Source organism: Wolbachia endosymbiont of Leptopilina clavipes (assembly GCF_006334525.1).
Taxonomy (GTDB): Bacteria; Pseudomonadota; Alphaproteobacteria; order Rickettsiales; family Anaplasmataceae; genus Wolbachia.
On record NZ_QJHA01000040.1, the window covers coordinates 13,111 to 38,143 of the forward strand.

21 protein-coding genes, 1 tRNA gene and 2 pseudogenes are annotated in these 25,033 nt (G+C 33.7%); 13 read left to right on the forward strand and 11 right to left on the reverse strand.

The window, feature by feature from the left end; all coding sequences use genetic code 11:
- Nucleotides 1–35: 35 nt before the first annotated feature.
- Nucleotides 36–916: pseudogene (locus OUY_RS04395) on the reverse strand (hypothetical protein).
- A gap of 236 nt (nucleotides 917–1,152) precedes the next feature.
- Here OUY_RS04395 and OUY_RS04400 point away from each other — a divergent pair.
- The 3 genes from OUY_RS04400 (at nucleotide 1,153) to OUY_RS04410 (ending at nucleotide 4,013) form a co-directional block, all read left to right on the forward strand.
- On the forward strand, nucleotides 1,153–1,647 hold the full coding sequence (locus OUY_RS04400; protein ID WP_010403296.1) for a WBM0748 family T4SS-associated protein: 495 nt from the start codon (nucleotides 1,153–1,155) through the stop codon (nucleotides 1,645–1,647).
- A gap of 284 nt (nucleotides 1,648–1,931) precedes the next feature.
- A complete protein-coding gene (locus OUY_RS04405; RefSeq protein ID WP_139686792.1) occupies nucleotides 1,932–3,194 on the forward strand; it encodes a pyruvate dehydrogenase complex dihydrolipoamide acetyltransferase in 1,263 nt (420 codons plus the stop codon).
- Between the two features lie 57 nt (nucleotides 3,195–3,251).
- Complete coding sequence (locus tag OUY_RS04410; protein ID WP_010403294.1) at nucleotides 3,252–4,013, forward strand: hypothetical protein; 762 nt, start codon at nucleotides 3,252–3,254, stop codon at nucleotides 4,011–4,013.
- A 99-nt stretch (nucleotides 4,014–4,112) separates the two neighbouring features.
- Here the strand turns inward: OUY_RS04410 and OUY_RS04415 are convergent, their stop codons facing one another.
- The 6 genes from OUY_RS04415 to OUY_RS04435 form a co-directional block, all read right to left on the reverse strand.
- A complete protein-coding gene (locus tag OUY_RS04415; protein ID WP_139686793.1) occupies nucleotides 4,113–5,858 on the reverse strand; it encodes a type I secretion system permease/ATPase in 1,746 nt (581 codons plus the stop codon).
- A gap of 294 nt (nucleotides 5,859–6,152) precedes the next feature.
- A complete protein-coding gene (locus tag OUY_RS06535) occupies nucleotides 6,153–7,592 on the reverse strand; it encodes a hypothetical protein (protein WP_246038724.1) in 1,440 nt (479 codons plus the stop codon).
- Nucleotides 7,585–9,780, reverse strand: coding sequence for an ankyrin repeat domain-containing protein (locus OUY_RS06540; RefSeq protein ID WP_246038725.1), 2,196 nt, complete (start codon nucleotides 9,778–9,780; stop codon nucleotides 7,585–7,587). Before OUY_RS06540 ends, OUY_RS06535 begins: the two co-directional genes overlap by 8 nt.
- A gap of 118 nt (nucleotides 9,781–9,898) precedes the next feature.
- Entirely contained in the window at nucleotides 9,899–10,909 is a 1,011-nt protein-coding gene (gene tsaD / locus OUY_RS04425; RefSeq protein ID WP_010403280.1) for a tRNA (adenosine(37)-N6)-threonylcarbamoyltransferase complex transferase subunit TsaD, read from the reverse strand.
- Nucleotides 10,910–10,982: 73 nt separating this feature from the next.
- Nucleotides 10,983–11,720 (reverse strand): WD_0702 family putative metalloprotease, encoded by a 738-nt coding sequence (locus tag OUY_RS04430; RefSeq protein ID WP_139686794.1) that lies wholly within the window; start codon nucleotides 11,718–11,720, stop codon nucleotides 10,983–10,985.
- Nucleotides 11,721–11,895: 175 nt separating this feature from the next.
- Entirely contained in the window at nucleotides 11,896–13,323 is a 1,428-nt protein-coding gene (locus tag OUY_RS04435) for a sensor histidine kinase (protein ID WP_139686795.1), read from the reverse strand.
- Nucleotides 13,324–13,387: 64 nt separating this feature from the next.
- On the opposite strand from OUY_RS04435, the gene OUY_RS04440 reads away from it, so the two are divergent.
- On the forward strand, nucleotides 13,388–14,557 hold the full coding sequence (locus tag OUY_RS04440) for an aspartate aminotransferase family protein (RefSeq protein WP_010403274.1): 1,170 nt from the start codon (nucleotides 13,388–13,390) through the stop codon (nucleotides 14,555–14,557).
- Between the two features lie 47 nt (nucleotides 14,558–14,604).
- On the opposite strand, the pseudogene OUY_RS04445 reads toward OUY_RS04440, so the two are convergent.
- A pseudogene (locus OUY_RS04445) lies at nucleotides 14,605–15,692 on the reverse strand (IS481 family transposase).
- A gap of 42 nt (nucleotides 15,693–15,734) precedes the next feature.
- Here OUY_RS04445 and OUY_RS04450 point away from each other — a divergent pair.
- The 3 genes from OUY_RS04450 to OUY_RS04460 are packed head-to-tail and all read left to right on the forward strand — an operon-like array spanning nucleotide 15,735 to nucleotide 17,808.
- Nucleotides 15,735–16,052, forward strand: a complete 318-nt coding sequence (locus tag OUY_RS04450) for a hypothetical protein (RefSeq protein WP_246038726.1) — start codon at nucleotides 15,735–15,737, stop codon at nucleotides 16,050–16,052.
- A gap of 51 nt (nucleotides 16,053–16,103) precedes the next feature.
- Nucleotides 16,104–16,988 (forward strand): GTPase Era, encoded by an 885-nt coding sequence (gene era, locus OUY_RS04455; protein ID WP_010402857.1) that lies wholly within the window; start codon nucleotides 16,104–16,106, stop codon nucleotides 16,986–16,988.
- Nucleotides 16,981–17,808, forward strand: a complete 828-nt coding sequence (locus tag OUY_RS04460; protein ID WP_010402862.1) for a 3'-5' exonuclease — start codon at nucleotides 16,981–16,983, stop codon at nucleotides 17,806–17,808. The genes era and OUY_RS04460 overlap by 8 nt, the downstream gene beginning before the upstream one ends.
- Nucleotides 17,809–17,851: 43 nt before the next feature.
- On the opposite strand, the gene OUY_RS04465 is transcribed toward OUY_RS04460, so the two are convergent.
- A complete protein-coding gene (locus OUY_RS04465; RefSeq protein WP_139686796.1) occupies nucleotides 17,852–19,144 on the reverse strand; it encodes a lipase family protein in 1,293 nt (430 codons plus the stop codon).
- Nucleotides 19,145–19,472: 328 nt separating this feature from the next.
- On the opposite strand from OUY_RS04465, the gene OUY_RS04470 reads away from it, so the two are divergent.
- The 3 genes from OUY_RS04470 (at nucleotide 19,473) to OUY_RS04480 (ending at nucleotide 22,813) form a co-directional block, all read left to right on the forward strand.
- On the forward strand, nucleotides 19,473–21,515 hold the full coding sequence (locus tag OUY_RS04470) for a WD0745 family porin (RefSeq protein WP_139686797.1): 2,043 nt from the start codon (nucleotides 19,473–19,475) through the stop codon (nucleotides 21,513–21,515).
- Nucleotides 21,516–21,906: 391 nt separating this feature from the next.
- The gene (locus OUY_RS04475; RefSeq protein ID WP_139686798.1) at nucleotides 21,907–22,695 is read left to right on the forward strand and encodes a DUF2163 domain-containing protein; all 789 of its coding nucleotides are present in this window, start codon (nucleotides 21,907–21,909) and stop codon (nucleotides 22,693–22,695) included.
- Nucleotides 22,696–22,726: 31 nt separating this feature from the next.
- Nucleotides 22,727–22,813 (forward strand) — tRNA-Ser (locus OUY_RS04480).
- Nucleotides 22,814–23,580: 767 nt separating this feature from the next.
- Here OUY_RS04480 and OUY_RS04485 read toward each other — a convergent pair.
- The gene (locus OUY_RS04485; protein WP_139686799.1) at nucleotides 23,581–23,844 is read right to left on the reverse strand and encodes a hypothetical protein; all 264 of its coding nucleotides are present in this window, start codon (nucleotides 23,842–23,844) and stop codon (nucleotides 23,581–23,583) included.
- 137 nt (nucleotides 23,845–23,981) lie between these two features.
- Between OUY_RS04485 and OUY_RS06545 the strand changes: the two genes are divergently transcribed.
- The 3 genes from OUY_RS06545 to OUY_RS06555 all read left to right on the forward strand — a co-directional run bounded on the left by OUY_RS06545 (nucleotide 23,982) and on the right by OUY_RS06555 (nucleotide 24,490).
- Entirely contained in the window at nucleotides 23,982–24,131 is a 150-nt protein-coding gene (locus tag OUY_RS06545) for a hypothetical protein (protein ID WP_246038727.1), read from the forward strand.
- Nucleotides 24,132–24,197: 66 nt separating this feature from the next.
- A complete protein-coding gene (locus tag OUY_RS06550; RefSeq protein WP_246038728.1) occupies nucleotides 24,198–24,359 on the forward strand; it encodes a hypothetical protein in 162 nt (53 codons plus the stop codon).
- A gap of 20 nt (nucleotides 24,360–24,379) precedes the next feature.
- The gene (locus OUY_RS06555) at nucleotides 24,380–24,490 is read left to right on the forward strand and encodes a hypothetical protein (protein WP_246038729.1); all 111 of its coding nucleotides are present in this window, start codon (nucleotides 24,380–24,382) and stop codon (nucleotides 24,488–24,490) included.
- Between the two features lie 300 nt (nucleotides 24,491–24,790).
- Here the strand turns inward: OUY_RS06555 and OUY_RS05940 are convergent, their stop codons facing one another.
- Complete coding sequence (locus tag OUY_RS05940) at nucleotides 24,791–24,949, reverse strand: type II toxin-antitoxin system RelE family toxin (protein WP_019236727.1); 159 nt, start codon at nucleotides 24,947–24,949, stop codon at nucleotides 24,791–24,793.
- Nucleotides 24,950–25,033 lie beyond the last annotated feature (84 nt).

The following is a 25,033-nucleotide window of genomic DNA, read 5'->3' on the forward strand; positions in this document are numbered from 1 at the left end:
AAATGGAATTTTTTGAACATTCTTCCAATTTTTTTCTAAATAACTCTTTGCCTATTTAAATAAGTATGTTCAGTATTAGAGCTTTCCAGACCGCTACTAGGAGAAAGATTAGGTTCTTGACCTTTAAACATCTCTATTAGCTTTAATACAGGAGCAGTTCCTGCTACAATAGCTCCTATAACAGCAGTAGCACCCATGATGAGAAGAATCGGTTCTGCAGTGGTGATTACACAAAGCTCAATACATAAACCAGCAATGACCATACCAACCATTATACCAATGAAAGCACCTACAATTATGGATGAAACTACACCAATTAATTCTCCTATTTTTGAACTAAGTGGTACTTCTCTTTCACGTCTAATACGCCTAATATAGCGCGACCTCATTTGTCCTCTCATTATTACATTTTCATCCCTGTTTCCAAAGAGATTCAATGACGCTTCTCTTTCTCTAATAAAATTTGGCCGCATTTGTTGTTCTCTTGCCCTTCTTCGCTCTCTCATTATTATGTTTTCCTCAAAGAGGTTTAGTGGTACTTCTCTCTCACCTCTAATTCTAACATGATTTAGCTGTGCTTGTTCTACTAATAACCTTATTGTACTTTTTATTTCATTTAGCGGTGCTCTTCCTCCAATATCCTTAATTGCCTTCTCAAATTTTAATAGCGACTTGTTGTTTAGTCTAACATAATCCTGAGAATCACAAGCAACGATCCAGTCTAAAATTGGCATTTTTGACTATCAAATCCTGTACCATGTTCTATATCATCATTAATGTGTTCTTTTATTTTTTTAATTATCTCTACTGCTCTTGTTTCCATAGCTTCTATGGCGCTATCTTCACTTTCTATGAGTATATTGAAAACAATTCCTAATAACTCCTGTTGTAAATCCTTTCGTTCTTTAATATTCATAATTAGCCTCAACTTTTATATGCTATTTTGCCAAAATAATTTTACCAAATAAGTAATATATATACAATAATTCTCGTTTAAAAATTTTTTTACATTGGCCTATCTAAGTTATGTTTTAGGATGTAAAAGCTTCTTACTTTAATAATTTATTAAAGTAAACCATATATGGATTGCTATTTAGGAGCAGCTGTTGTACTTTAATCAGAAGGTACAGTAATGTAAGAAGGAGGTACTTTATGTCTTTAAAAAATGAAATTTCTGAATTGATAGAGCAACAGCTTGGCATTAAATATCATGACAATTGCTTAGCTTACACTATCCATAATTCGGCTGCAGGTGAAATATCCGATTCTATTGCTCTTTGCATAGTTGGCTGTGGCGATTGTGAGATTAAGTATCAAGGTATTGCTAATTCATTTAACATAACGAAAGAAGAAATTAACCAAAGTAATATAGAAAGCATAAAAAATAAGATAGAAAGTGAAGCTAGAAAAGAAGGTAGTGAATTTTCCGAGTTGATTTCTAAGATGGATCAATCGCTGAAAGAACAAAGTGAAAAGTCTATTATACAGATTTTAAATTCATCTGCTGAAGAGATGTTAAGGAGTTTTTGTGGTAGTTCTATACAGAGAACAGAGGATAAAGAAGTTAGTCTGTCCTCTGCTTCACATGAAGAGCCTGCTACAGAAGATTCGGAAACTACTATTAATTCTGATCTTTTATCAATTTAACCAGCTCCTCATATAAATTTTTTCTGTACCCAAGCTATATGTTTGTGAGAGGATAGTAAGCATTACATTTTTCTATTTCCATTATAACAGATTCGTCTATTTTCATGATGATCTTACTATTTGTACTCTGTCTAGGACTAAGCAATAGAAATAGTAGGATAACAGTAGTCAACCAAGATTCCAGCATCACGTACTAGGATGATATAAGTATCATGATTTACGATTAGATTGACATAGGGTAAAGAGTAAATTAAAAATTAAATAGATCTTTTAATGCAGAATAAATGCCTATAGAAATATTGATGCCCGCTCTTTCCCCAACAATGAGTAAAACTGGAGGGAAAATTGTAAAGTGGTGTAAAAAAGAACAAGATAAAGTTGAAATAGGTGATGTAATCGCTGAAATTGAGACTGATAAAGCCATAATGGAGTTTGAATCTGTCGATGAAGGAGTTTTAGCAAAAATTTTAGTGTCGGAAGGAACAAGTGGTGTGCCTGTAAATCAACTGATAGCTCTAATGTTAGAGGAAGGGGAAGATAAAAGCGCACTTGATTTAGCTTCTGCCATCAATACCAAGGTTGAGAAGGAGGTTGAAGCCGATTTTTCAGTATCATCCAACCCTTCGATTTCATCTAGCTCTTCAATGTCATCCCAGTGCGTGACACTGGGATCTAAAAAAGAGGATAGAGCAACAGAAAATAGAATAAAAGTAAGCCCCTTAGCTAAAAAAATAGCTCAAAATGAAGGTGTTGATATAAAGCGATTAAAAGGTACAGGTCCATATGGTCGTATCATCAAAGCTGATGTATTAGAATTTTTAGATCAAACTAAAAGCTATGAGAGATTTGAGGAAAATACAACAGTTGAAGTAAGTAATATGCGCCAAGTGATAGCGCAGCGCCTAGTTGAATCTAAGCAAAATATTCCACACTTTTATTTAACTGTAGACTGCCACGTTGATAAGCTAATATCGCTCAAAAATGAGGTTAATTCAGCAAATGAGAACAATAAAGTAACAATTAATGACTTAATTATAAAAGCTGTGGCTTTCAGCATGAAAAAATTTCCTGACATAAACTCATCGTGGATAGATACTAAGATAGTAAAATATTCAAATATAGATATCTCAATTGCTGTAGCGCTTGAGGATGGACTTATTACTCCTATAGTAAAAAATGCTGATGAAAAAAGTGTTTTATCTATATCAAAAGAAGTGAAAGATTTAGTAAATAGAGCACGATCTGGAAAATTAAGGCCTGAAGAATTTCAAGGAGGAGGGTTTACCATTTCTAATTTAGGCATGTTTGGTATAAAAACTTTCAGTGCTATAATCAATCCACCACAGTCTTGCATTATGGCTGTCGGCGCATCTAAAAAACAACCAGTTGTCATAAGTGAAAAAATAGAGATAGCAGAGGTAATGACAGTTACTCTCTCTGTTGACCACAGAGCAGTTGATGGAGCACTCGGAGCAAAATTTTTAAATGCCTTTAAGTACTATATAGAAAACCCTACGGTGATGCTTCTTGAGCCTTTATTATTATAATAAAATTAATACCTCTTAGTTTATACTTTTGTTAGTTAATAGGTTTAGAGGTAAAATATGACTGATAAAAAGATAGAAAAACGTAGTATATCTTTTGATGCTACAAAATCAAAATTTTCAAACGATAGGTTTCAAATAGATTCCTCATCTAATGAGTCAATAGATACCATTGGTAAAAAATTTAAGTATGAAGTGAAACTTCCAGGTGTTATTCACACTACAACAAGAAAAAATAATGTTGGAAGCGGATTAAATGAGTTAGATCTAAGAAAGAAAAATGAAAACTCTTTCAAGACACCAATAAAGAATATTGAAGAATCAGATAGTAAGAGAAACCAAAGTCATTTGCTGTTTCAGGAGGACTCATTTCCAGAACTACCAGCATGTGCATATAAGCCAGCACTGCTGCCAAAACCATCAAAAGAAAAAATAAAGGAAGCTGTAGATAAAATGCGCAATAATAGAAAAGCTCATAATTCTGCAAGTGTTGAAAATGGTGTTAGTTCAGACAGGTTCAAAGTGCGCCCGTTCTTATGTAGTGATATAGATGGATATGTAGCTCCTGACAAACGTGACCGTAATCTAGAAAGGTGTAGGGTTACACATGATAGCAGTAAGCTTGAAGCACAAATGGAAAGAAAGCATGGGTTTCAATCAGATCCAAGTGTTAAGCATGTAAAGGCTGATACTGTAGTATGTTCTATTACTAAAGGTCATGACAAAAAAGGCGTTAAATCTGATGTCTCATATACACAAGAGCCTATATCAGAAATGTCTAAGGTCAATGTGAGAGAATTAGCAAATAGGTTCCGCGGCTAATCATTATTGGATTTTTCTAATAACAATTGCTTAAGATTTTATAAACTGTGCATATAGTACTCTATAAGAGAAAGAGAAGTGTGACAGGTTCTCTCTTTCTTAACCACTTGCTGAAGAACGTTTATCTTCTGTGGCATCTGATGATGGAGCAACTAATCTGCTCAAAATCTCATCTTTTGGTCCCATATCATAAATAATACCATCTGACATGATAATCACTTTATCAACTACGGATAGTAACGGTAGCTTATGAGTGATGATAACAGTGGTAGTATTTTGCTTTCTTGCAACATTGATTGCATTAATCAAGCGCGCCTCTCCATTACTGTCTAAGTTAGCATTCGGTTCATCAAGCACTAAAAGCTTAGTATTACCATAAAAAGCCCTTGCAAGTCCAAGAAGCTGTTTTTGGCCACCAGAGAGTATTACTCCTCCAGGTCCTCCTATTGTTGTATCATACCCATTTGGTAAGCTCAGTATTAATTCATGTATTCCTGCAATTTTTGCTGCTTTGATTATTTCTTCAGGATTTGGGTCTGGTCTCATTCGAGCAATATTAGCTTTAACACTAGTGTTGAACAACTCAATATCTTGAGGTAAGTAGCCAACATAATTACCAAAATTTTCTCGATTCCAAGTGTATACATCAGCACCATCTAGTCTGACTACACCAGATATGGGTTTCCATACACCAACAATTAGCTTGGCAATGGTGGACTTACCAGAAGCGCTTGCGCCAATAACACCAACTACATCCCCTGGTTCTATTAAAAATGATATTCCTTTTACTGTTGGCTTATTACTCCCATAAGGAGTAAAGAATACTCTATCAAATTCCAACTTCCCTTCAGGCTCTGGTAGAGCCATATTTTGCTCTCTTTTTGGTGATGTTAGGATAAGTCTTTGCAGCCTGCCATATGACATTTTGGCTTGATTTAAAAATTTCCAAGTATGAACTGCTGCATCAAATGGAGCCAATACTCTACCCATCAAAATTGAGGCAGCAATGATACTACCAGCAGTTTTGTGAGCTGTGATTGCGAGTAATGCACCTGTTCCAATTACTGAAATTTGGAGAGTCGAGCGTAAAAACTTAGTAATCCCAGTAATCACATTAGAACGATTCTGCGCTGTAACTTGCATTGCACGATTTTGATCATTCCGTTTACACCAATCAGAAACTATAAATTCTGACATACCCATAGCTTCAACCACCTCTGCATTTCGTGTTGCAACATCTATAGCATTAATATTACGTATAGTTTCTTCATTGGTTTCTCTCAATATACGCTTAGTAGCAAGTTCATTCCATACTGCCATTGAAACTAATATAATAATTCCGGCAATAGCTATAAACCCTGTAGAGGTATGTATCATAAAGATGAAAACAAGGTAAATTAACGACCATGGAGTATCAAATAGTGAAAATATACCATTTCCTGTAATGAAATTTTTTATTACCCCAAGATCTCGTATTGCTTCACCGCTGGAAGTTGAGCTCTGCACTGATGTTAGCCTAATTGACCTTACTATTAGGTCTGGTGTTGCAGTTTTATCAATCCAGTCGCCAATTTTTGCCATGGCTAAATATCGACAAGTTTCAAGCATTGCAGAACATGCAAACGCAGATAAAGTAATAATCGTCAGCATAACTAATGTTGATACACTCTCGCTCGATATCACTCGATCAAGTACCTGAGAAGTATAGAGTGGCAAAAATAACATCAACGCATTAATCCCTGAACTAAACCAGAAAATGAACCAAAACGCACTCTTGCACTTCTCTAGACAAGTATATAGTATACTTTGCTTTAATTCTTTTTTTATTGATGGAGTAATTTCCACAATCTTCCTTTTAACTTAACTATATGCACCATATATAACTTTTATTTCAAAAGTATTAACAGCTATTGCCTTACCCTATCGTTAATATAATAAAATGTTAACATATGCGAATAGGAAAACATAAACTTTTTTATAGCAAGACTATCTAATTCCTTCTCTACTATAATCTTATACGATAGCCTTGCCAATTGTTCTGTGTTTTCCTTATCTGCTACTCAATGACAGTTTACTATAATGCTTACTATCACTCCTCTGAAAGTTGATGCTATCAGAGTCAGTGATTACAATCTGCATCTATTTTCCTCTTTCTATATGATCAGGAAGTATTACATATTCCAATGATCTAGCTGTAATTGCTCTTTTTCTCACACAAGATGGACTTGAATATACCCTTGGTCTATATCTTTCGAATTTAAAACAGTCAACAGTAATCCCCTCCTCAAAGTTAGAAAGTATTAGAGATGGAGATTTACTAACTTCCTTATCACTCACAGAATTATTTGCACTACCATAACTCACATGACGCGCTGCACTATGATTGTTACCACACTCTTCTCTTGAGGTTGAACCGCTTGGATTAAAAGGAGTCGAAAATGTTGAATACCCATTGGTATCACCAAATCGTTTTATCAACCCACAGTTTTCTTCATTCATTTTTGTAATATTCTCTTGATTAGCACCTTCTGATAAGCTTGATGAAGCAATAAGATCTTCTTTTTTCTTACTAAAGATATTGCCTATTTTTAGCTTGGTTGCAACATTCTTGAATTTGTTTTTCGGAGCTTTTGGTTTAATTTCTGGATGCTCATTTATAGTAATTACACATGATGGATTATCTAACTTGTCCATTGTATTTTGTACTCTACTGTTGCGTCTTGAAAACAGACTAAGTTTTGCTGTTAAATCATTCAAAACAGGTGAACTTTTTCTACCTTCTAAAGACTTATTCGAACATGGTACTGCACTACCACCCCTACTCATTTTCTGAGGAGAAATATTGAGTTTGTCTTTACTCTCTAATCTAGTTTCATGCGTAAACTTGTAAAGTTCATTTTCCAATCGTGAAATATCTTCTGCATTCTTTATTAATAGTTCCAATATTGAGTTGTATTCCTCCAAATCATGATCCCCTACTTTTGTCTTAGCTAACTTTCCTGTAACCTCTTCAATTCTGTTCATTTTTTCAGTATAGTTTTCTATCTTACGTTTAACAGGTTCTTTTTGAAGGCCAATCACTAAGTTGTATAAGGTAAGTAAAAATGATATCGAAGAAAATGCAATGGAAATCCAGGTAAGAATTTCTTCCTTTTCAGGTTCTGCATTATTATACTTAACGCAAACAGAAATAATCACACTTGATATTGACATGGCCAGATTATAGTAGTCTAGAAGCTTTTTGCTTCTTTCTTGATCTTCCATATTAAGTCTATCATATTTCCTTTTTTTGTTTTCCCTTATTTCATAAAAGAAATCTAAAAATAACCTCAAGATATTTGTGTCGCCATGTTTAAAAGCATAATCTAAAGCTGTTTTTTTTGCATTATCCTTTATATCAAAATTTATCTTCTTATTTACAGTTTTCTCTCCGGTGCTGATTGTTAGGTAGAATAAGGCTTTAATAGCTTTTTCCCTTAAGCGCTCATTTTGTTTACGCTTTTCTAAAACCAACTTTTTCAAAAATTGACCTTGCTTAAAATCCTCATTTATAGTTTTTTCAAAATCATTATCACTCATTACAAGCAAGATAGTGTAATGCTGTTCTTCCAGATTTAGATACAACATTTAACATTTTCTTATTATAGGGGTAATGATTATCTGTCATAAAATATTCTATTAACTCAGCATTAAGGCTCATGGCAGCTAAATGTAGAGGTATAAGCCCTTGACTGTTTGTGTTAAAAAGTGGTACTGTGTTCCTAATAATTGACTTAGCAATACTTTCAATAACATACTGAGAGAATCCTATGTCGTCGGCAAGAGCAGCCATGTGTAACGGTGTATTGTCATTTTCATCATATAACACTTTGATGTTAGCAGCCACCTTTTTACCTACAAGTTCTTTTGACACAAATTCAAGACATTCCTTATTGCCGCTCAAAATAGCTGCAAATAACAACTTTTTTTGTGTATTTTGTTCTAAAAAAATACCCTTTGGGCTTTTTTTTACCAAATACTTAACGCATTCTACTCTTCCACTTAGGATAGATAAGTGTAGTAAAGTTTGTCCATCCTTATTTTTCTTACTTAATATTTCTCCCACTCTCTCTTTTTTAAAAAGGTGCTCAAGGCATGATTTATTACCAACACGTGCTGCCATATGAAAGACGGTGTCACCGTTGCTATTCTCACGCAAAACCTCTTGATAAACGTCAAATTTCTTCTCTTCCAACTTTTTTTCTATCATGCTTAAAAACGATAAATCAAGTTGGGCAGCAAAATGTAAAGGGGTGTTTCCTTCATTATTACTCTTATTTACTTGCATTCTTCTGTCTATTAATAGACTCACACATTTTTTTCTTAGTTCTGTTTCTGTATTACTCGATAGAGCTAAGTGTAGGGCCATATTTCCTTTGCGTGTTTCTGTACTTAAATCGTAATCAGGAAATTTATTGAGTAAAAATGTTAGACAATCATACTTCCCGTACATTGCAGCTAAATGTACAAGATCTCTTCCATACTCACCTTTGGATTGAAGTATGCTATTTCCTGTATTTTCATAAAATAGCTCTATACAATATGTATTACCATGTATAATAGCAATATGTAAGGGGGTGTTACCTTGTTTATTCTGAACAATTTTTGCACCTGATTTAATAAACAATTCTATTAGCTGTTTATTTCCATGTTTTGCAGCTATATGCAATGGGGCGTTACCATCTACATTTTCTTGATCAATTTTACTATTTGGTCTACCTAAAAATTCTAGATGCTTTATAAGAAAATTTATGGCATTTTCTTGAGTTTCTGAGTTACCTGCAATCTTATGAAAAGGATTCTCATTATATTTATTTTTTAAAAATTGTACTTGATTATCAATGAAGAATTTTATGCACTCAGCATTTCCAGATTGCACAGCATAGTGTAATGCGTTATTTCCATATTTATCTGTTTTAATTTTCTCCTTATCAAAAATTCCTTTTGCTGTCAATATTTCTTTTAAATATTCTAGGAGGTTAGGACTTCCGCTTCTGGCAGCATAGTGTAACTCAGTTTTATTATTGGTAGTGCAACTAAAATCTGCTTCATTTTCTATGAGAATTTTCAAGCATTCTTTATTGCCAGATTTAGCCGCATAGTGTAGTGGTGTTTTGCCATCTCTATCTTTATTCCTTAATGCTTCTTCAATGTCAAAATTAGAATTTTCTATCACAAAACGTAAAATATCTTCTTTACCCAACTCAGCTAAATAATGTAGAAGTGTTTTATCATTACTATCTGCAAAATTCTCCAGTTTTGTAATCAATTCTTTCTTCATACCAAGAATTAGAGATACAGCCATTTTAATATCACAATCCCTATTTTTCTTTTGTTGTCTTTCCCTAATTCTTTCAATAGCCACTGTTAATAGCGAAGAACCATCATTACTTATTATATTCCATCCATCTTGACAAAATTTTTCAGCTAATGAATCACTTATATTTTCTTCTAAAATCCTGCTTTTTATATAATCAAGATTATTAGTACATATATTATAGTTTTCTTCTTGAGTTACTTTGTTAATATAATCATATATGATTATTAGGTCTTGCTTATTGACTTTATCTTCTGAATTGCCTTGTAATGAAGAGGGGTCTATATTACTAATTGCTTTGGCCATACCAACGTTTACCGCAACAAATAAACCCGACCTGAGTGTCTTTGCGCTTGTACTAGATTTAGCTTTGAAAACATTAGTAACTGTGTCAAATTTATTTTTGAACATACTGTACCTCATAAATAATAATGCCGGTAGTGAATAAGGCTTTAGTAGATACCACTGTAATTTTTAAGCCTACAAAAATTCACCAGCGGCCGCATTATATAGTAGATAATTTTTTGTGCTAGTAATATTTTTCTAATTCCCACTTTGGCCTTGGTGCAAAGTCAAGAGAGTCTATATAATTTTTCTGTAACCTTTCAATTCCTGTCCATCCAACCATTACCGCATTGTCTGTACATAGGTTGCTTGGAGGAGAAAGCACGTTCAAATCTATGTATTTTTTCAATCTCTCCTTCAGAAAATTATTTGCTGCAACTCCACCGGTAATTACAAAATCATTGATTTTAATATTTAAAGATGCAGTGATATCAATAGCATTTCTGACTCTATCGAGTAATATGTCGCTAATACACTCTTGAAACGAAGCACACATATCGCAAACATCTTGCTTGCTCACTGCAAGCTCTTTAACTAAGTTTTTTACTGCTGTTTTAATTCCAGAAAATGAGAAGTCACATCCAGAACGTTTTATCATTGCTCTTGGCAGCTTAAATCTCATACCATCACCTTTTTTAGCTAACTCTTCAATCAATGGACCTCCAGGATAGCTTAGATCCAGCATCTTAGCAATTTTATCAAACGCTTCACCCAGCGAGTCATCAAGTGTTTTTCCAAGTTTAATATACTTACCTACATCCTGTGCAATTAAAAATTGACAATGACCACCCGATATAAGTAGGACTAGAAATGGAAATTTAACCTCATATAGCAGCCTAATAACTAATGTGTGTGCCTCTAAGTGATTAACTGCAATAAACGGTTTTTGTGCTACATGCGAAATTGCTTTAGCCATCATTGTACCAACTATTAGTCCACCTATGAGTCCTGGTCCTGATGTTGCTGCAATTGCATCTAGATCACAAAAGTTAAGGTTAGATTTTTCTATAGCGCTTTTTACTAGACCACTTAAATGCTTCATATGAGCACGTGATGCTATTTCAGGTATTACCCCACCGCGTTTTTTGTGCTCTTCCTGAGAAAGAATTTCGTGAGCAAGGACTTGCTTATTACTATTTACAATTGCTGCTGCAGTTTCATCACAGCTTGTTTCAACAGCTAATATAGTTTTCATATATATATTTGAACTCTTTAATTGTGAGAACTATAACTTGAAATGTTGAAGAAGTGAACTTTGTTCTGTTAAGCTAATTATCATCTCCAAATATAGAACCAATTTTTTTACTCCCAGAGGAAAATTTATTAATCCAACTGCTTTGTACTTTGTTTATATCTTTAAAGGCAGTTTTATTGCTATACTCCTTTACTTCTTTATCTATTATCTTCATTATTTGTGGATCCAGGCATCTCTTTTTCCATTGGTTAGTAGCAAGAAATACTTTATTTAAATCTTGAGTGCGAATTAGATATTCTTTATCTTTAGGATAAACTTCCTGAGCCCAAGCAAACAGCTCAAAATAGCGTGCGAATAACTCAGACGCACGTGATTTTGAAGTTTGGTAAACTTGTATCTCCTTAAATATAATTTGACCAATAATTTTTTGTACCAGAATATTTGACTGCTTTAAGTTCTGCTCAATATCCTGATAAACTTTATAGAGAAATTCTTGCTCTAAGCTTAAGTTCAGTTCATTTTCAACCATATGTGAAAGTTCATGTACTATGATGTAAGGATTTGACCTTCTTAGCACAATAACATACTTATTTAAACCAGAAGAACGAATTGTCTTACACACTCCCTCTTCCATATCCACTAATCCTTCTTGATATATTTCAAACGAGAGTCTAGTTTGCTTTATTAGTGACAAAGTGAGGTTTAATGTATTTCTAAACTTCTCAAATTGATAGAGATATTTGACATATTGTATTACGTTTTCACTATTTCCTACTTGAGTTGCTTGTTTTATTAAGTTCCTGATTAGCATGCTTCATTATTAAAGGAATTTTCTTTATGCTCAAGAATTATAAAGTGTTTTCAGGAAGTATAGCTAAAAAGTTTAATTTACTTACATTCCGCTACTTATTATTAGCCAAGAGGTATCACGTCAGTATGACTTAGGAGTGTACTAGATATAAAAGTGCAATATCAAATATATTTTACTAAAAATCAATCAACTTTTCACATGTTTGCTCTTCATAAAAGAAGCTCAATGTTATCGTAGTACCAAGTTTTGCTTCACTTTGAATGTTGAAAGTCCCACCCATTAACTCTACTAATTTCTTGCTTAGAGGTAATCCGATACCTGTGCCTTCGTTTCTATATCCCGAATCTGCTTGGCCAAAAACGGACATAACTTTATATATGTCCTGCTGCATTATCCCTATTCCATTATCATGAAACTCAATAGTTAATAAATTTTTTTCTATATTCTCTTTAATAATCATTCTTATTAAACCACCTTGAGGAGTGAACTTGATTGCATTTGATAACAAATTTATTATAACTTGCTTCATTCTTTTGGGATCGGCGATAACTAATAATTGTTTATCAGATATCTCTTTCTTTAAACTAATCCCTGTTTCTTTTAGTTTAGGTAATAACATTTTTAAGCACGAATCTATTATCTTATTCAGATTAAACTTCACTTTCTCTACTGTTAAACTACTTGATTCAGCTTTAGAAAAATCGAGCACATCATTAATCAAAGCAAGTAAATGTGTACCAGCATTATATATATCGTCTACGTATTCCTTGTATTTAGAGTGATCTACCGAACCTAAAGTTTCATTTTTGATCAACTTTGCAAATCCAATAATAGCATTAAGAGGTGTACGCAACTCATGTGTAACACTTGCAAAAAATTTTATCTTATTTGCATTTTCTTGCTCTAATGCCTCTTTAACCCTTTGTAATTCAATATTAGTTTTATGCTGCTTGGCTAGCATTTGGGTATTGGAAAAGTGCAAATAAAGCATTATTAGTATTAAGATAACAAGTAATAAGCCCATTAATATTGAAAATAGACTATATACCATAATATAAGAGTCATTATAGCTTTGAATGATCTTCAAAAAAAATGAAGGCTTAATGTCATCTTCATGAAATATAGGGAAAGTAGAAGTTAATGTATTTCCTGTAGCGTAAAATATTTCTTGATTGCTTAGCAATTTATCAATTTCATCATTTGTAAGCAACTGCTCATAGTCATGACCTTGAGTATTAAAATTACTGAAAATTACTCTGGCATTTTGATCATACAGTATTAAGCTAAAATTTCTTACTTTGCTTACTGATTGTAACAATTCAGCACGCAATTTTACCAACTGGTTTATGTAATCAAAACTGTTATATTTAATATGATGTTTTTCTATTAGTAAATAATGATATTTTTTTATTATACTATTTTCCAATAGATCTTTTAAGTTTGCATTTGAATTACGGTAAAAAGAAAGAAAATTATTCTTTAATGAATAACTGCGGTATATTGTGCCCAATAAAACCACAAAAATTAATAAGAATAGCGAGATAATTTTTGTATATCTATTTGTTTTTAGTGTAGTAAAAATTAATTTACTTAATTTATACATATTCTTCTCATTGTGAAATAACGTCTTTTATGGTATTAATAAAAAATTAGCATATCATACTTTTATGACAATTTCTCCTATCTTGCCAGTTTATTCTCCTGTTAACATAAATTTTTCTTATGGTAAAGGTATTTACTTGTATGATATCGATAATAAGCGCTATATAGATTTTCACTCTGGAATAGCTGTTAGCAGTTTAGGTCATGCCAACCCACGATTAACTGATGTCCTAAAATTACAAGGAGAAAAACTATGGCATATATCAAATACCTATAATATATCTACTACCAACAAATTTGCAGAAAATTTAATAAACAACAGCTTTGCTAATACTGTATTTTTTGCAAATTCTGGATCAGAAGCAGTGGAATGTGGACTTAAAATCGCTAGGGCCTATCAAAATGGAAAAGGTAATAAAAATCGCTATAGAATTCTAACATTTCATGGTGCATTTCATGGAAGGACATTTTTAACTTGTGCAACAAACGATAGACAGAAATTTTCTGAATTACTGAATCCTTATATTGACTGGTGTGATAACATAGAGCCCAATATTGAGAGTGTAAAGAAAGCAATTTCTAATGGCATAGGTGTTATATTAATAGAACCAATACAGGGACAAGGTGGTATTAAAGTAATGAGTGAAGTCTTCATGAAAGAGCTAAGAGAACTATGTAACGAAAACGACATACTGCTATTTTTTGATTGCGTTCAGTGCGGTGCTGGCAGGACAGGAAAGTTATTTGCATATGAACACATAGGAATTAAGCCTGACATATGTGCTCTTGCAAAAGGAATAGGAGGAGGTTTCCCTCTGGGGGCTTGTCTTGCAACTGAAAAGGTTGCTAAGTACATGGCGGTCGGTATGCATGGTTCTACTTTTGGTGGTAATCCACTTGCAACTTCAGTAGGTAATGCTGTATTGGATGAATTGCTCAGCCCTGGCTTCTTAGAAAATGTTGAAGTTAGAGGTAAGTCTTTAAAAAACAAACTAGAGGACTTAGCAAGCAAGTTTCCAATGATAGAAGAGGTGAGAGGGAAAGGGTTGATGCTAGGAATAAAAGTAAAAATGAATAACCAAAAATTTGCAGAAGAGCTAAGTCACCGTGGTTTACTTACTGTTGGAGTAACATCAGATAACGTTCTAAGAATCTTGCCTCCACTCATTATCACTGAAAAAGAGATTGATGAAGGCATTGAAATCCTCACTCAGTATTTATCTGAAAAGTTCTAGTTAAAAACTAAACTGTAATAGTCTAGACTTAATCTGACAAGCATGAATTAACTGACAGAAGAATTAACAAAGTCAAAACCAAAATCAGCATCCTGTTTAATGCTATCAATATTTTTCTGATAAGCAATATGCATACTATCAAAAAAGGTTTGCATAGGAGTCTTACCATAGCAATATTTACCTGAATGCGGTCTAGATCTATTGTAAGAATGCACCCAATGGTCTACGTCTAACTGAAGTTCTGCCAAAGAGGTGTAAATTTTCTTTCTAAAGATAATATTGTAACATTCATCTTGCATAGTTCTGTGGAACCTTTCACATATGCCATTAGTCTGTGGAGAACGAGCTTTGGTTCGAGAATGATCAATATTTTCTACCCCTAAATATAGCTGGTAAGCGTGATTTTCAGGTCTGCCACAATACTCTGTACCACGATCCGTCAAAACACGTAGCAATGATACTTTCTGTTCATCAAAGAACGGTACTACCCTATCATTAAGAAGATCTGCAGCTGTGATAGCAGTCCTTTCTGTGTAAAGCTTAGCAAAAGCAACTCTGGAATAGGTATCAACAAAGGTTTGCTGGTAAATTCGTCCAATACCTTTGATATTACCAACATAATAACTGTCTTGGCTACCTAAGTATCCTGGATGCTCTGTTTCAATTTCTCCATGGGCCTCTTTTTCTTCCTTAGCCTTTTCTAGAGCTGTTATCTGTTCTTCTGTTAAAATGATACCATCCTGAGCTACTTTTGCTTCTAATGCCTTTAACCTCTTTTTAAAATTTTCAAGATCGTTTCTTTGCCACACTGATCTTATTCCACTTGCAGAGATGAGAATTCCTCTCTTTTTCAGTTCGTTTGCTGCTCTTTCTTGTCCGTATGCTGGAAACTCTATTGCTATTTCAACTACTGCTTTTTCTATATCCTCCGACACTCTATTTGCATACAATGGCTTGCTTTTGCTTATCTCGTGTAAAGCCTCTTCTCCTCCTGTTTCATACAGTTCTTTGAAGCGGTAAATGTATCCCTTGAATATCCCATTACTTTACACGCCTGTGATACATTTCCTAATTGCTTTGCAAGTTCTAGCAATCCCAACTTTGGTTTTAGTATTTTTTCTTGTGTTGTATTCATATCTGACACTCCTTTAAAACTTGTCTATATTTTTATCTTACTTTGTTTGCTTGTCAGATCAAGTCTAGACTATTACACCTCTATTCTGGTATTTCCGCACTTGCAAGTGCTGCAATTGGAGTTGGTCTTGCTGCAGCTGCAACTGCTATTTCTCCAAGTATAATGCTTGGAATGGGATCGGCAGCTTTAGCAGGTGCGGTGATAGCACCCATAGCAGTAATCGCAGAGTTATTTGTAATAGTTTGTGTTATTAAACCAATAGCTGAAAAAGTGAATGATTATATTATATCACCTATAGTTGAAAAAGTTGGAAAATGTTTTTCTTCAAAAGAGGAAGAAAACGGGCTAGTTAAAGAATAATTAAAAAAAGTTGTTTGACGTTAACGTTTAGTTTTCTTTATAATTTCCTTTGTGAAAGAAGAAAAATGCTTATTTGTAACGATAGCTGGTTTGCCAAATGCTGGAAAGTCAACGCTAATTAACAGCATCGTAGGCAAGAAAATTGCAATTGTCACCCCTAAAGTGCAGACAACAAGGACACAGGTAAGGGGTGTTGCTATATGCAACAATGCGCAAATTGTTTTTACTGACTCTCCGGGAGTGTTTTCAGCAGAAACAAATCTTGAAAAAGCTTTAGTCAAATCTGCATGGGGAGCAGTTAAGGATAGTGACATTACTTTATTGCTTGTTGATGTAAACAATTACCTAAAAAATATAGAAAGAATAAAAACGATATTTGCACGACTGGAGCGCACAAAAGGCAGATGCATTTTGGTTATCAATAAAACTGATTTAGTAAAGAAATCAGAGCTCAAGATGGCACATGAGCACCTAAATTTGCTTTATAAGTTTGAAAAAATTTTTACGATCTCGGCACTGAAGAATGATGGACTTTCTGATCTGACTAGTTACTTGTCTAAAATTGCACCGATAGGCCCTTGGTTTTATGAAAAAGATCAAATAACTGATTCCTCAGCTGATTTTTTATCAGCGGAAATTACGAGAGAAAAGTTATTCTTGAACCTACGTGAAGAATTGCCATACTCTACAGCTGTTATAACTGAACAATTTGAGGAAAAAAAAGATAAGAGTTTAGTCATAAAACAGATCATATTTGTATTGAAAGATAATCATAAGAAAATAGTGCTAGGAAAAGATGGCAGTAGCATAAAAAAAATTAATATCGAGGCACGTACAGAATTGGAAAAATTATTTGAGTGTAAAGTTCATCTCTTTTTGTTCGTAAAAGTGCGACCTTGGACTGATCGCCCTGAGGAATATATAAGTAATGCTTAATTCTTTGTTAGTATTTGATATTGAAACTATACCAGATGTAAATTCCTGCAAGAATTTACTAAATATTAGTGATGATAGCAGTGTAGAAGAAAAGAGGAACGCATTAACAAAATATCATCTTGAAATAACAAACGGGCAAAACTCTTTTCTGCGTCAGCCCTTCCACCTTGTTGTAGTTATTAGTTTTTTACTTTGTAATATAACACGCCAGAGCGGCTATGAAATGTTCACACTACAAGAAATAAGATCTGGAGGCACAGTAAACTCCAATGAAAAAGAGCTAGTAAAGGGATTTTTTAACTACATATCAGAGAAAAAGCCAAGACTAGTTTCGTTCAATGGACGCACTTTTGATATACCGGTACTGAAGTACCGTTCTATGGTTCATGGCATTCAAGCAGAATATTTTCACAAAGCTGGCGATAAGTGGAATAGTTACAATCAGAGGTACAGTAGTGATTGGCATTGTGATTTGCTTGAATCTCTCTCTGATTTTGGAGCTTCTGCAAGAATGAAGATGAACGAAGTTTGCGCAGCATTTAATCTTCCCGGTAAGATTGGAGTTGATGGTTCACAAGTTATGGACTTATATGATAGTGGCAAAATACAAGAGATTCGCGATTATTGTGAAACAGATGTGATTAACACTTATTTGATTTATTTGAGGTTTATGCATCATCAAGGAAGAATTACTACAGAAAGCTATAATAAGAGCATAGAAGAACTGCTTTTAGAATGCGAAAAAAAAGAACACCTAAAGAAATTTAAAGAAGAATGGAAAATAACTTCTGGTGAAAATTTTTATATTGAATTTAAATGAATAGATGCTTACAGAGCAATCATTAGATTGCTCTGTATAGTAGTTATAAACTCCTTGCAGTAGACAAGGGATCCTCATATCCTATCTGCTTAACTTCTGCTTGTTCAAGCTGAGAAAAATTTTTATTTTTTACTTCTTCGAAAAAGCTTTGTCCAACAAGGATATAATTACCTAAATTAGCAGCATAATATTGAACGTTACCTAAAACTGCACAGTTAATTCGGCTTAATATTCTCGAAGGGTAGTAAAAGAGAGAAACGTTATTGTTTGATCGGAAGTCATTTTCATCCATTATTTTAATGGCTTCATGATAACCATCCATTTGATGAACAAAATATCCTTCAGGTACTGATATTCTCAATTGTGCACCTACATGAGCATAACCACAAATACCAGGTGATACCGCTGGTACTGGGTCTTGTCTATGTTGAGTTACTCTAATGGTTTTTTCTTGAAGAACATCATTATAAAATTCACTAGCAGTAAGATCAAAAACTCGTGGATCACCAAAAGTTGCAACATGGACATCTTCAGCTCCTTCTGTTTTGTTTAGGCATAAAGCAGCTATCTTGGCAATAGCTCCTCCCATACTGTGACCTGTGAGATTAATTTTAAAATCTTTGATTTTTGATCCTTGTTTTTCAGCATGAGATTTCAAAATGCCATAAAGATTAGGCCATGAATCCGTAAATGAATTATAAAATCCTCTATGCATTCTTCCACCTTCAGGTAAAAATTCTGAAGTAGTAAAAAGTACATTTATATCAGTAAGTCCATCATTTGCACCATGGCTCAGACGAGTACCGTGGTAAGCTATTGTTATTTCTTTACCTTTTATGAAAACATGACCAGCGTCTTTTTCAAAGCTATTACCAAATGGAATAATTTCATAACCTTCGCTGATGAGTTCAGCTCTAGTTTTATACATTTTTTCAGTAGATGGAACAATCTCAAAATCTTCTTCAGTTTCAAATTCAGTTTTGTATACTCTTTGAGCTAGATTGTTACATCTTTTTTTACTTAATTTATCATCATCATCGCCATAGCTTATATTGCAGAAATTACCCATTTCTAATAATTTCTCTCTATCAAATCCTGCAATTTTTACAATACTTTCATCTATTTTATAGTCAGAAGGTAAAGAACATGGCTCATTTGGATCAGCACGATTTATAAATTCATAATCTTCAATGATCTCAAATTCATCGTCATATTCTTTCATCTCGTATTTGCCATCATCTACTGAAATAGAGTCTGGTTGTTCAGTATTACCTGGCTCTGAGCCTGTAGCAGCACCTGTAGTGCTAAACCAATTTCGTAAAAAACTAAAATCCATAAATACCTTAATTATTAAAAATTAAACAATAATTCACTAACTATAATATAAACTAATATTATTGTCAATAGTTATATTAATATTTTAATCTTTATGTACTTTCACTTGAGTAAATTTTACTTCCATAGAATAAGTATAGAGTTATAATACACTAACAAGCAAACCTCTGTACTAAATTTTGGTTAATATACACGTTGAGCGTATTAAGAAAGTTGCTTTTAAAGTATTGCATTTTACTTTTATTTTCGCTATAAGGTTGCTTTAAGTTGGATTTTCAACACCTTTATACTATTTATGTTATGATTTTAAAATTTTTTGGGGGCACTTCATGAAAAAATCTATTTATACTAGAACTGCTCTAGCTTCTCTATTGACTTTATGTTCTTTCAGTGGCTTTGCTGCTGACTTTTCTGACGAGAGTATGAAGGAAGTAAAAAAGCAAGAGAGTAACGAGTCAATCAAAACTTCTGGAAAGATGGAAGTGATGAAGACGTCAAATAAGAAACTAAAAGAAAAAATGGACAGGATATGTAATGCTGATCCAAGAAAAAAAGCTGAGGAGCTTAAGAAAAAAGAAGAATTAAGATTAGCAGCTGAGCAGAAGAAAAAAGAGGAGTTAAAATTAGCAGCTGAACAAAAGAAGAAAAAAGAAGAGTTAAAATTAGTAGCAAAACAAAAGAAAAAAGATGAAATTAGGCTAGCAAAAGAGAAAAAAGCAAAGCTTATAGAGGATTCAAAGGCGAAAGCCCTGAAAGTTAAAAATTCTAATGTAGAAAAGTCAAAAATTAAGGGTTCTAAAACTAAGAATGCTAAAATTGAAGCTAAAGATATAAAAAAGGATGTAAAAGTTGTTAACAGCAATACAGAGGAAAAAGGTAAGGCAAGTCCTGTTGTTTCAGTTGGTGGGGTTGATATTATCAATACCAATCAAGGGGATGGTTTAAGAATAACTTTCGGTGGCGTTGTTGATTCTCAAGGTTATGGTAACCATGGGCTAAGTGGCTATAACCATTATAATGTTATGCCAGGTAAATCTACAGATTATTTTAACAATACTACAGATAGTATAAAAGGAGCAAATCCAATATTTCCTAAAGGGATAGGGAATATTGGTGATTACAGTGAAAACATGGGCATGATTTCAGATGCAATATTGCACTTAAGAGCTGAAAATAAAAATGAGGATATTGGTCTTCGTTATGGTGCCGATGTACAATTCCATGTTCCAGTTACTGAAGGTAAAGGAGCTTCACAAGGCGTGAATGCTGCAAGAGGTAGAAGTGCACATGTGTTTTTGAATTCAAAATATGGTGATCTGAAACTTGGCTATCAGTTTGGTCCTGAGTCTCTGATGAGACTTGATGCAACAAGAATTGCAACTGTTGATGGAGCTGCAGATAGTGACTGGTTCAGAAAAGTAAACTTAGAAGGAAGTGCTGCAAACTTCCCATTTTACGTAACACCACGTCTTTACACTGAAAGCTTCTCAAGCGAGAGCGAAAAACTCTCCTTCCGTATGGCAGGAAAATACAACAAAGAGGTTATGACCACATTGCCATTTAGAGCTGCTTACTACTCGCCGAATTATATGGGTGCAAGATTTGGTCTTAGCTACTCACCTCGCTACGATAGTGGTTTATCCGTTGTAAAAGAAATAGCTCCAGATTTCCTCAAAGATTCAAGTAATAAGGTAACAGGGGTAAAGAATGAGGAAACGTTAAGACATGTTGGACCAGATTACCAGCATATAATAAGTGCTGGTGCATCATATGAATATGACTTTAGTAAACATAATGTAAAAGTTAAAACTTCCGTAGTTGGTGAATATGGGGTTTCAAAGCAACCGAGTAAAGATAAGCATCTTTATAAGGAATTTGTAGAGTACAATGACCTGATGGGTGTTAATTTGGGTGTAAGCGCTGATTATAAGATTGATGAAGGTCAAAATATAAAATTCGCTGCTTCTTTTGCATATTTAGGCAAATCTGGTCAACCGAAGAGTATCAAGGAACTCAACCCTACTTCAAAAGAATATAAAGATACTAATGATGATGTTAGAAAAAATGGCTTAAAGCAATTTAATGACAAGGACACCATGTATTGGACTACAGGTGCTGGTTATCAATATGATAATATCTACACAAGCTTGACATACTTTGGTAGCAGAATGAGCGACAAAGATATGCTTCATGATGTTGCACTTGGTGTTCAGTATGATCTATCTTCTTGCAATAAGAGCAAGTTTGTTCCTTATGCAGCCTTACATTATTTTATGACTGATGAACAAGGTGCGCTGAAAGACCAAAAAGGTACTGATGTACCTTCTAACCAAGGAATTCTTCTACTAACTGGTGTGAAGTTTTCTTTCTAATTTGTTCTAGTAATACACACCACAACTTGAATGTGGTGTGTGTCTTGTCTGTTAGTGTTTATTTGTCGATCAAATAAACATAAGCCAGTGCGTAACAAACTCTACGAGTATTTATTTTATTCACACAATAAGTAATGTCATCCCAGTCACAGCTGTACGAAAATTGTGGCAATTTGCATAGTAAATGGTGTCATCCCAGTGCTTGACACTGGGATCCATTTTTCCATCATCATCAGAAACGTTGTATTTTAACATTACTTTTATACTCGTAAATTTAACTGGATGCCAGTGTCTGGACACTGGCATGACACCCTATGGCTACTCAGATAATGGATAAATTATCATAATCCCTTACCTATCGAACGTTTTCAAATTCAATCAATTAAGCAGTATGCAAACCAAACTAAAAAACCATTTAACTGGAGAATTACTTACCATCGCTACTTGCTGGAAATTAACACTTGTAAGTGGGGAGGTAATGGGATTCATTGACTATGATAAAGATTTAAATCTCAATAATATACTCTATAAATCTTCAAGCGGTTTTATAGCCAGCAGTATAATATTAAATAGCGATTTGAGAACTGATAATCTAGAAATTGAAGGAATATTAAATAGTGCTGATATTAAAGAAAAAGATGTTTTATCAGGAAGGCATGACTTTGCAAATATTGAAATATTTCTTGTGAATTATAAAGATTTGAGTCAGGGAATTATGAATTTGCATGCAGGAACTTTTGGTAAAGTAACATTAAATAGTGGGAGGTTTATCGCTGAAATTAGAGGTCTTGCGACAAAGCTTGAGAGAAGCATAACAGAGCTATATTCTCCTGTATGCAGGGCACAATTTTGCGATGATAGATGTAAAGCTGATGCTAAAAAGTTTAGTAGAATGAGCACAATTACTAAAGTGATAGATGAAAGAAGATTTGAAGACACTAATTTAATCGAAAGCGATGGATATTATAAGCACGGAGTGTTTAGTTCAGCAACATTTGAAGTTGTAGTTAAAGAATACAAAAATAAAGTAGTTACATTATTTGCTTCTCCTCCATATCAAATTTCTACCGGAGATAAATATTCGATACTTGCAGGTTGTGATAAAGCGTTTTTAACGTGCAAAAACAAGTTTAACAATACTGTGAATTTCCGTGGCGAACCATATATACCAGTTGTTTAGCAGCATAATTTTTAATATTATGAATAAGTATGGAAAGGTGGCTGAGCGGTCTAAAGCACACGCTTGGAAAGCGTGCACATATGAAAATATGTCGGGGGTTCGAATCCCCCCTTTTCCGCACATTATTTCTAGTATAACACACATTTTTGTCCTATAATAGCAACTCTGTCCTCATTGATTTTTAGTAGACTGCAATCGACCAAAAAACATACTCCACCAACGGAATAACCGTATGAGTAGCAGCAGCATTAGCACTTCAGCTCTGCAATTGTAACGATCTTCGGTGTAATCTACGTCAACAAAGTAGTAGAGTTTATGTTCATCAAGCTGCAGAGGCTGGTACCTTTCTCGTTTTTGTAATACGGATTACGAAGAGTCGTTGTTATCGTAGAAATACATCCAGTAGCCGGCTACCAGCATATCCTCCCCATTCCTAACAATATCTTGCAATACTATACTTAGTCTGCGTCATTTCTCCCTAGCCTCAGCAAACTCGTTTATATTCAACCTGTCATAATCTGTCAATATAATTCTTTATTAAAAAATATACTGACACTTTTTTGTTAAATAGATACTAATTGATCCACAACTTCAGATGGTGAACAAGTTTCAGAAATTGGAAAGATAAAATCACAGAGGTCATTGCACTGAGATTTTTCCTCAATGAATTTCATTTCACATTATTCGTGGCAAGTCTGATTTATATGACAAAAAGGGTCTTCAACCATAATATACTCCTTAATTAAAAAACTAACGCTAAGATAGTACTTATATGTTAATATTATCCCAATATTTAGATTAGCATAATTACTTCGTTTACTTTATTGAAAATTTTAGGAAAAAATAAAGAAGCCTCACACTTTTTTGATATTAAACCTGTACCTTCTACAGAACAGAAAATAAATCTGCAAGATCATGGAAATTGTCTCCAATATCACTTAATACATCACTTGCATCAACCTGGTGTTCTTCACAAACTGTTCTGCCCTCTGAGCTCTTCCAGAGCCGAGAAGGATCCATGTCCGGATCCAAATCATTCAAATTTGATTCATTTCGGTGTACACGTGTTTTTCCATACTGTGTTGATTGATTATCCAACTTTTGTTGTAAATCTGCTCCTGTTTTCTCACTCTGTAAGTTTCCGAACATAATATTCCCCTTAATTAATATTGTATTAATTTTAATATAAAAGCATTAATATTATATTAATAATAGTATAATTACTTTTATTGAAAATTTTAGGAAAATGTTGTATAATTATACAGTAGTAGAACTTGGTAAAACTTATGGCAAACGCTAATTTAGCTTTCAGTAAAGAAACCTTACAGCATCTTGCTAAATTATCTGAACTTACTAAGCAACCTGCTCAAGCATTAGCAGAAAAACTACTTAAAGAAGCAATAGATAGTGAAATGGAAGATTTTTACTATCTGTAGTTGCTGATCAATATGATATTGAAGGTGCAGAAACAGTTGATTACAAAGATGTAAAGTGGAGATCAAGTGAACTACAAAATTAAATTTTTGAAGAATGTCACTGAAAAAGATCTTCCAGCTTTACCAATAAAAATAGAATCAAGAGTAAATAAAGCAATAAAGGAACGCCTTACAGTTGATCCATTGGTGAGCCTTTATACCATAGCTTTAAAGGGTTTAGAAGACTAAGAGTCAGCGATTACCGTATTATGTATTGTGCAGACACCAAAAAACATGAAGTAACTATCGTTACAATAGGACATAGAGACACTATTTACGAGAAAGCTTTGAAGGTACTTAAGAACTATGTTTTTCAATAATCGTTAAGTTACGTAAGTAAATTATAAATATTATATTATACACCTCTCCTTCCTCTTCACCTTAGGTGGCTTTGCTCAGCTCAAAAATAACTCATTTTTGACTATACCCCTATAATTTTACTACTCTACAGACTATAAAATCGATGCTAATAACGAATTAGAGATAAACGTTGCAAAGAATCGCAGTGGCTCAACCGGAAAGGTTACAGTAAGTTAATACTGGAAGGATATTAGTATGGAGCCTCAGACTCGTAAATGTCTTTTCTGTGTTTTATTGAAACACTTCATACTTTGCAGCATTTACATGATACGATAATCGCCAGTTCTCAGTCTTCTGTATCCTTTGAGTTTGTAACAAAACGATTCACCAAAATCAATTGGATTAACTGTAAGTCGCTCTTTTACTATCTCTTCAACTCTTAACTTTATTGTTTTTGGAAAAGCTCTTCTTACCAACATTTTTCAGGAATTTAATCTTATAGCGCTTTAGTCCCACCTATAGTGGTAAGATTATCTACTTATTCTTGTATGGGAATTTACCAA

What these genes read in the sequence shown, in the direction of transcription:
- OUY_RS04400 (WP_010403296.1), top strand. Translation starts at nt 1,153, where the DNA reads ATGTCTTTAAAAAATGAAATTTCTGAATTGATAGAGCAACAGCTTGGC.
- OUY_RS04405 (WP_139686792.1), top strand. Translation starts at nt 1,932, where the DNA reads ATGCCTATAGAAATATTGATGCCCGCTCTTTCCCCAACAATGAGTAAA.
- OUY_RS04410 (WP_010403294.1), top strand. Translation starts at nt 3,252, where the DNA reads ATGACTGATAAAAAGATAGAAAAACGTAGTATATCTTTTGATGCTACA.
- OUY_RS06535 (WP_246038724.1), bottom strand. Translation starts at nt 7,592, where the DNA reads ATGAGTGATAATGATTTTGAAAAAACTATAAATGAGGATTTTAAGCAA.
- OUY_RS06540 (WP_246038725.1), bottom strand. Translation starts at nt 9,780, where the DNA reads ATGTTCAAAAATAAATTTGACACAGTTACTAATGTTTTCAAAGCTAAA.
- tsaD (WP_010403280.1), bottom strand. Translation starts at nt 10,909, where the DNA reads ATGAAAACTATATTAGCTGTTGAAACAAGCTGTGATGAAACTGCAGCA.
- OUY_RS04430 (WP_139686794.1), bottom strand. Translation starts at nt 11,720, where the DNA reads ATGCTAATCAGGAACTTAATAAAACAAGCAACTCAAGTAGGAAATAGT.
- OUY_RS04435 (WP_139686795.1), bottom strand. Translation starts at nt 13,323, where the DNA reads ATGTATAAATTAAGTAAATTAATTTTTACTACACTAAAAACAAATAGA.
- OUY_RS04440 (WP_010403274.1), top strand. Translation starts at nt 13,388, where the DNA reads ATGACAATTTCTCCTATCTTGCCAGTTTATTCTCCTGTTAACATAAAT.
- OUY_RS04460 (WP_010402862.1), top strand. Translation starts at nt 16,981, where the DNA reads ATGCTTAATTCTTTGTTAGTATTTGATATTGAAACTATACCAGATGTA.
- OUY_RS04465 (WP_139686796.1), bottom strand. Translation starts at nt 19,144, where the DNA reads ATGGATTTTAGTTTTTTACGAAATTGGTTTAGCACTACAGGTGCTGCT.
- OUY_RS04470 (WP_139686797.1), top strand. Translation starts at nt 19,473, where the DNA reads ATGAAAAAATCTATTTATACTAGAACTGCTCTAGCTTCTCTATTGACT.
- OUY_RS04475 (WP_139686798.1), top strand. Translation starts at nt 21,907, where the DNA reads ATGCAAACCAAACTAAAAAACCATTTAACTGGAGAATTACTTACCATC.
- OUY_RS04485 (WP_139686799.1), bottom strand. Translation starts at nt 23,844, where the DNA reads ATGTTCGGAAACTTACAGAGTGAGAAAACAGGAGCAGATTTACAACAA.
- OUY_RS06545 (WP_246038727.1), top strand. Translation starts at nt 23,982, where the DNA reads ATGGCAAACGCTAATTTAGCTTTCAGTAAAGAAACCTTACAGCATCTT.
- OUY_RS06555 (WP_246038729.1), top strand. Translation starts at nt 24,380, where the DNA reads ATGTATTGTGCAGACACCAAAAAACATGAAGTAACTATCGTTACAATA.
- OUY_RS05940 (WP_019236727.1), bottom strand. Translation starts at nt 24,949, where the DNA reads ATGTTGGTAAGAAGAGCTTTTCCAAAAACAATAAAGTTAAGAGTTGAA.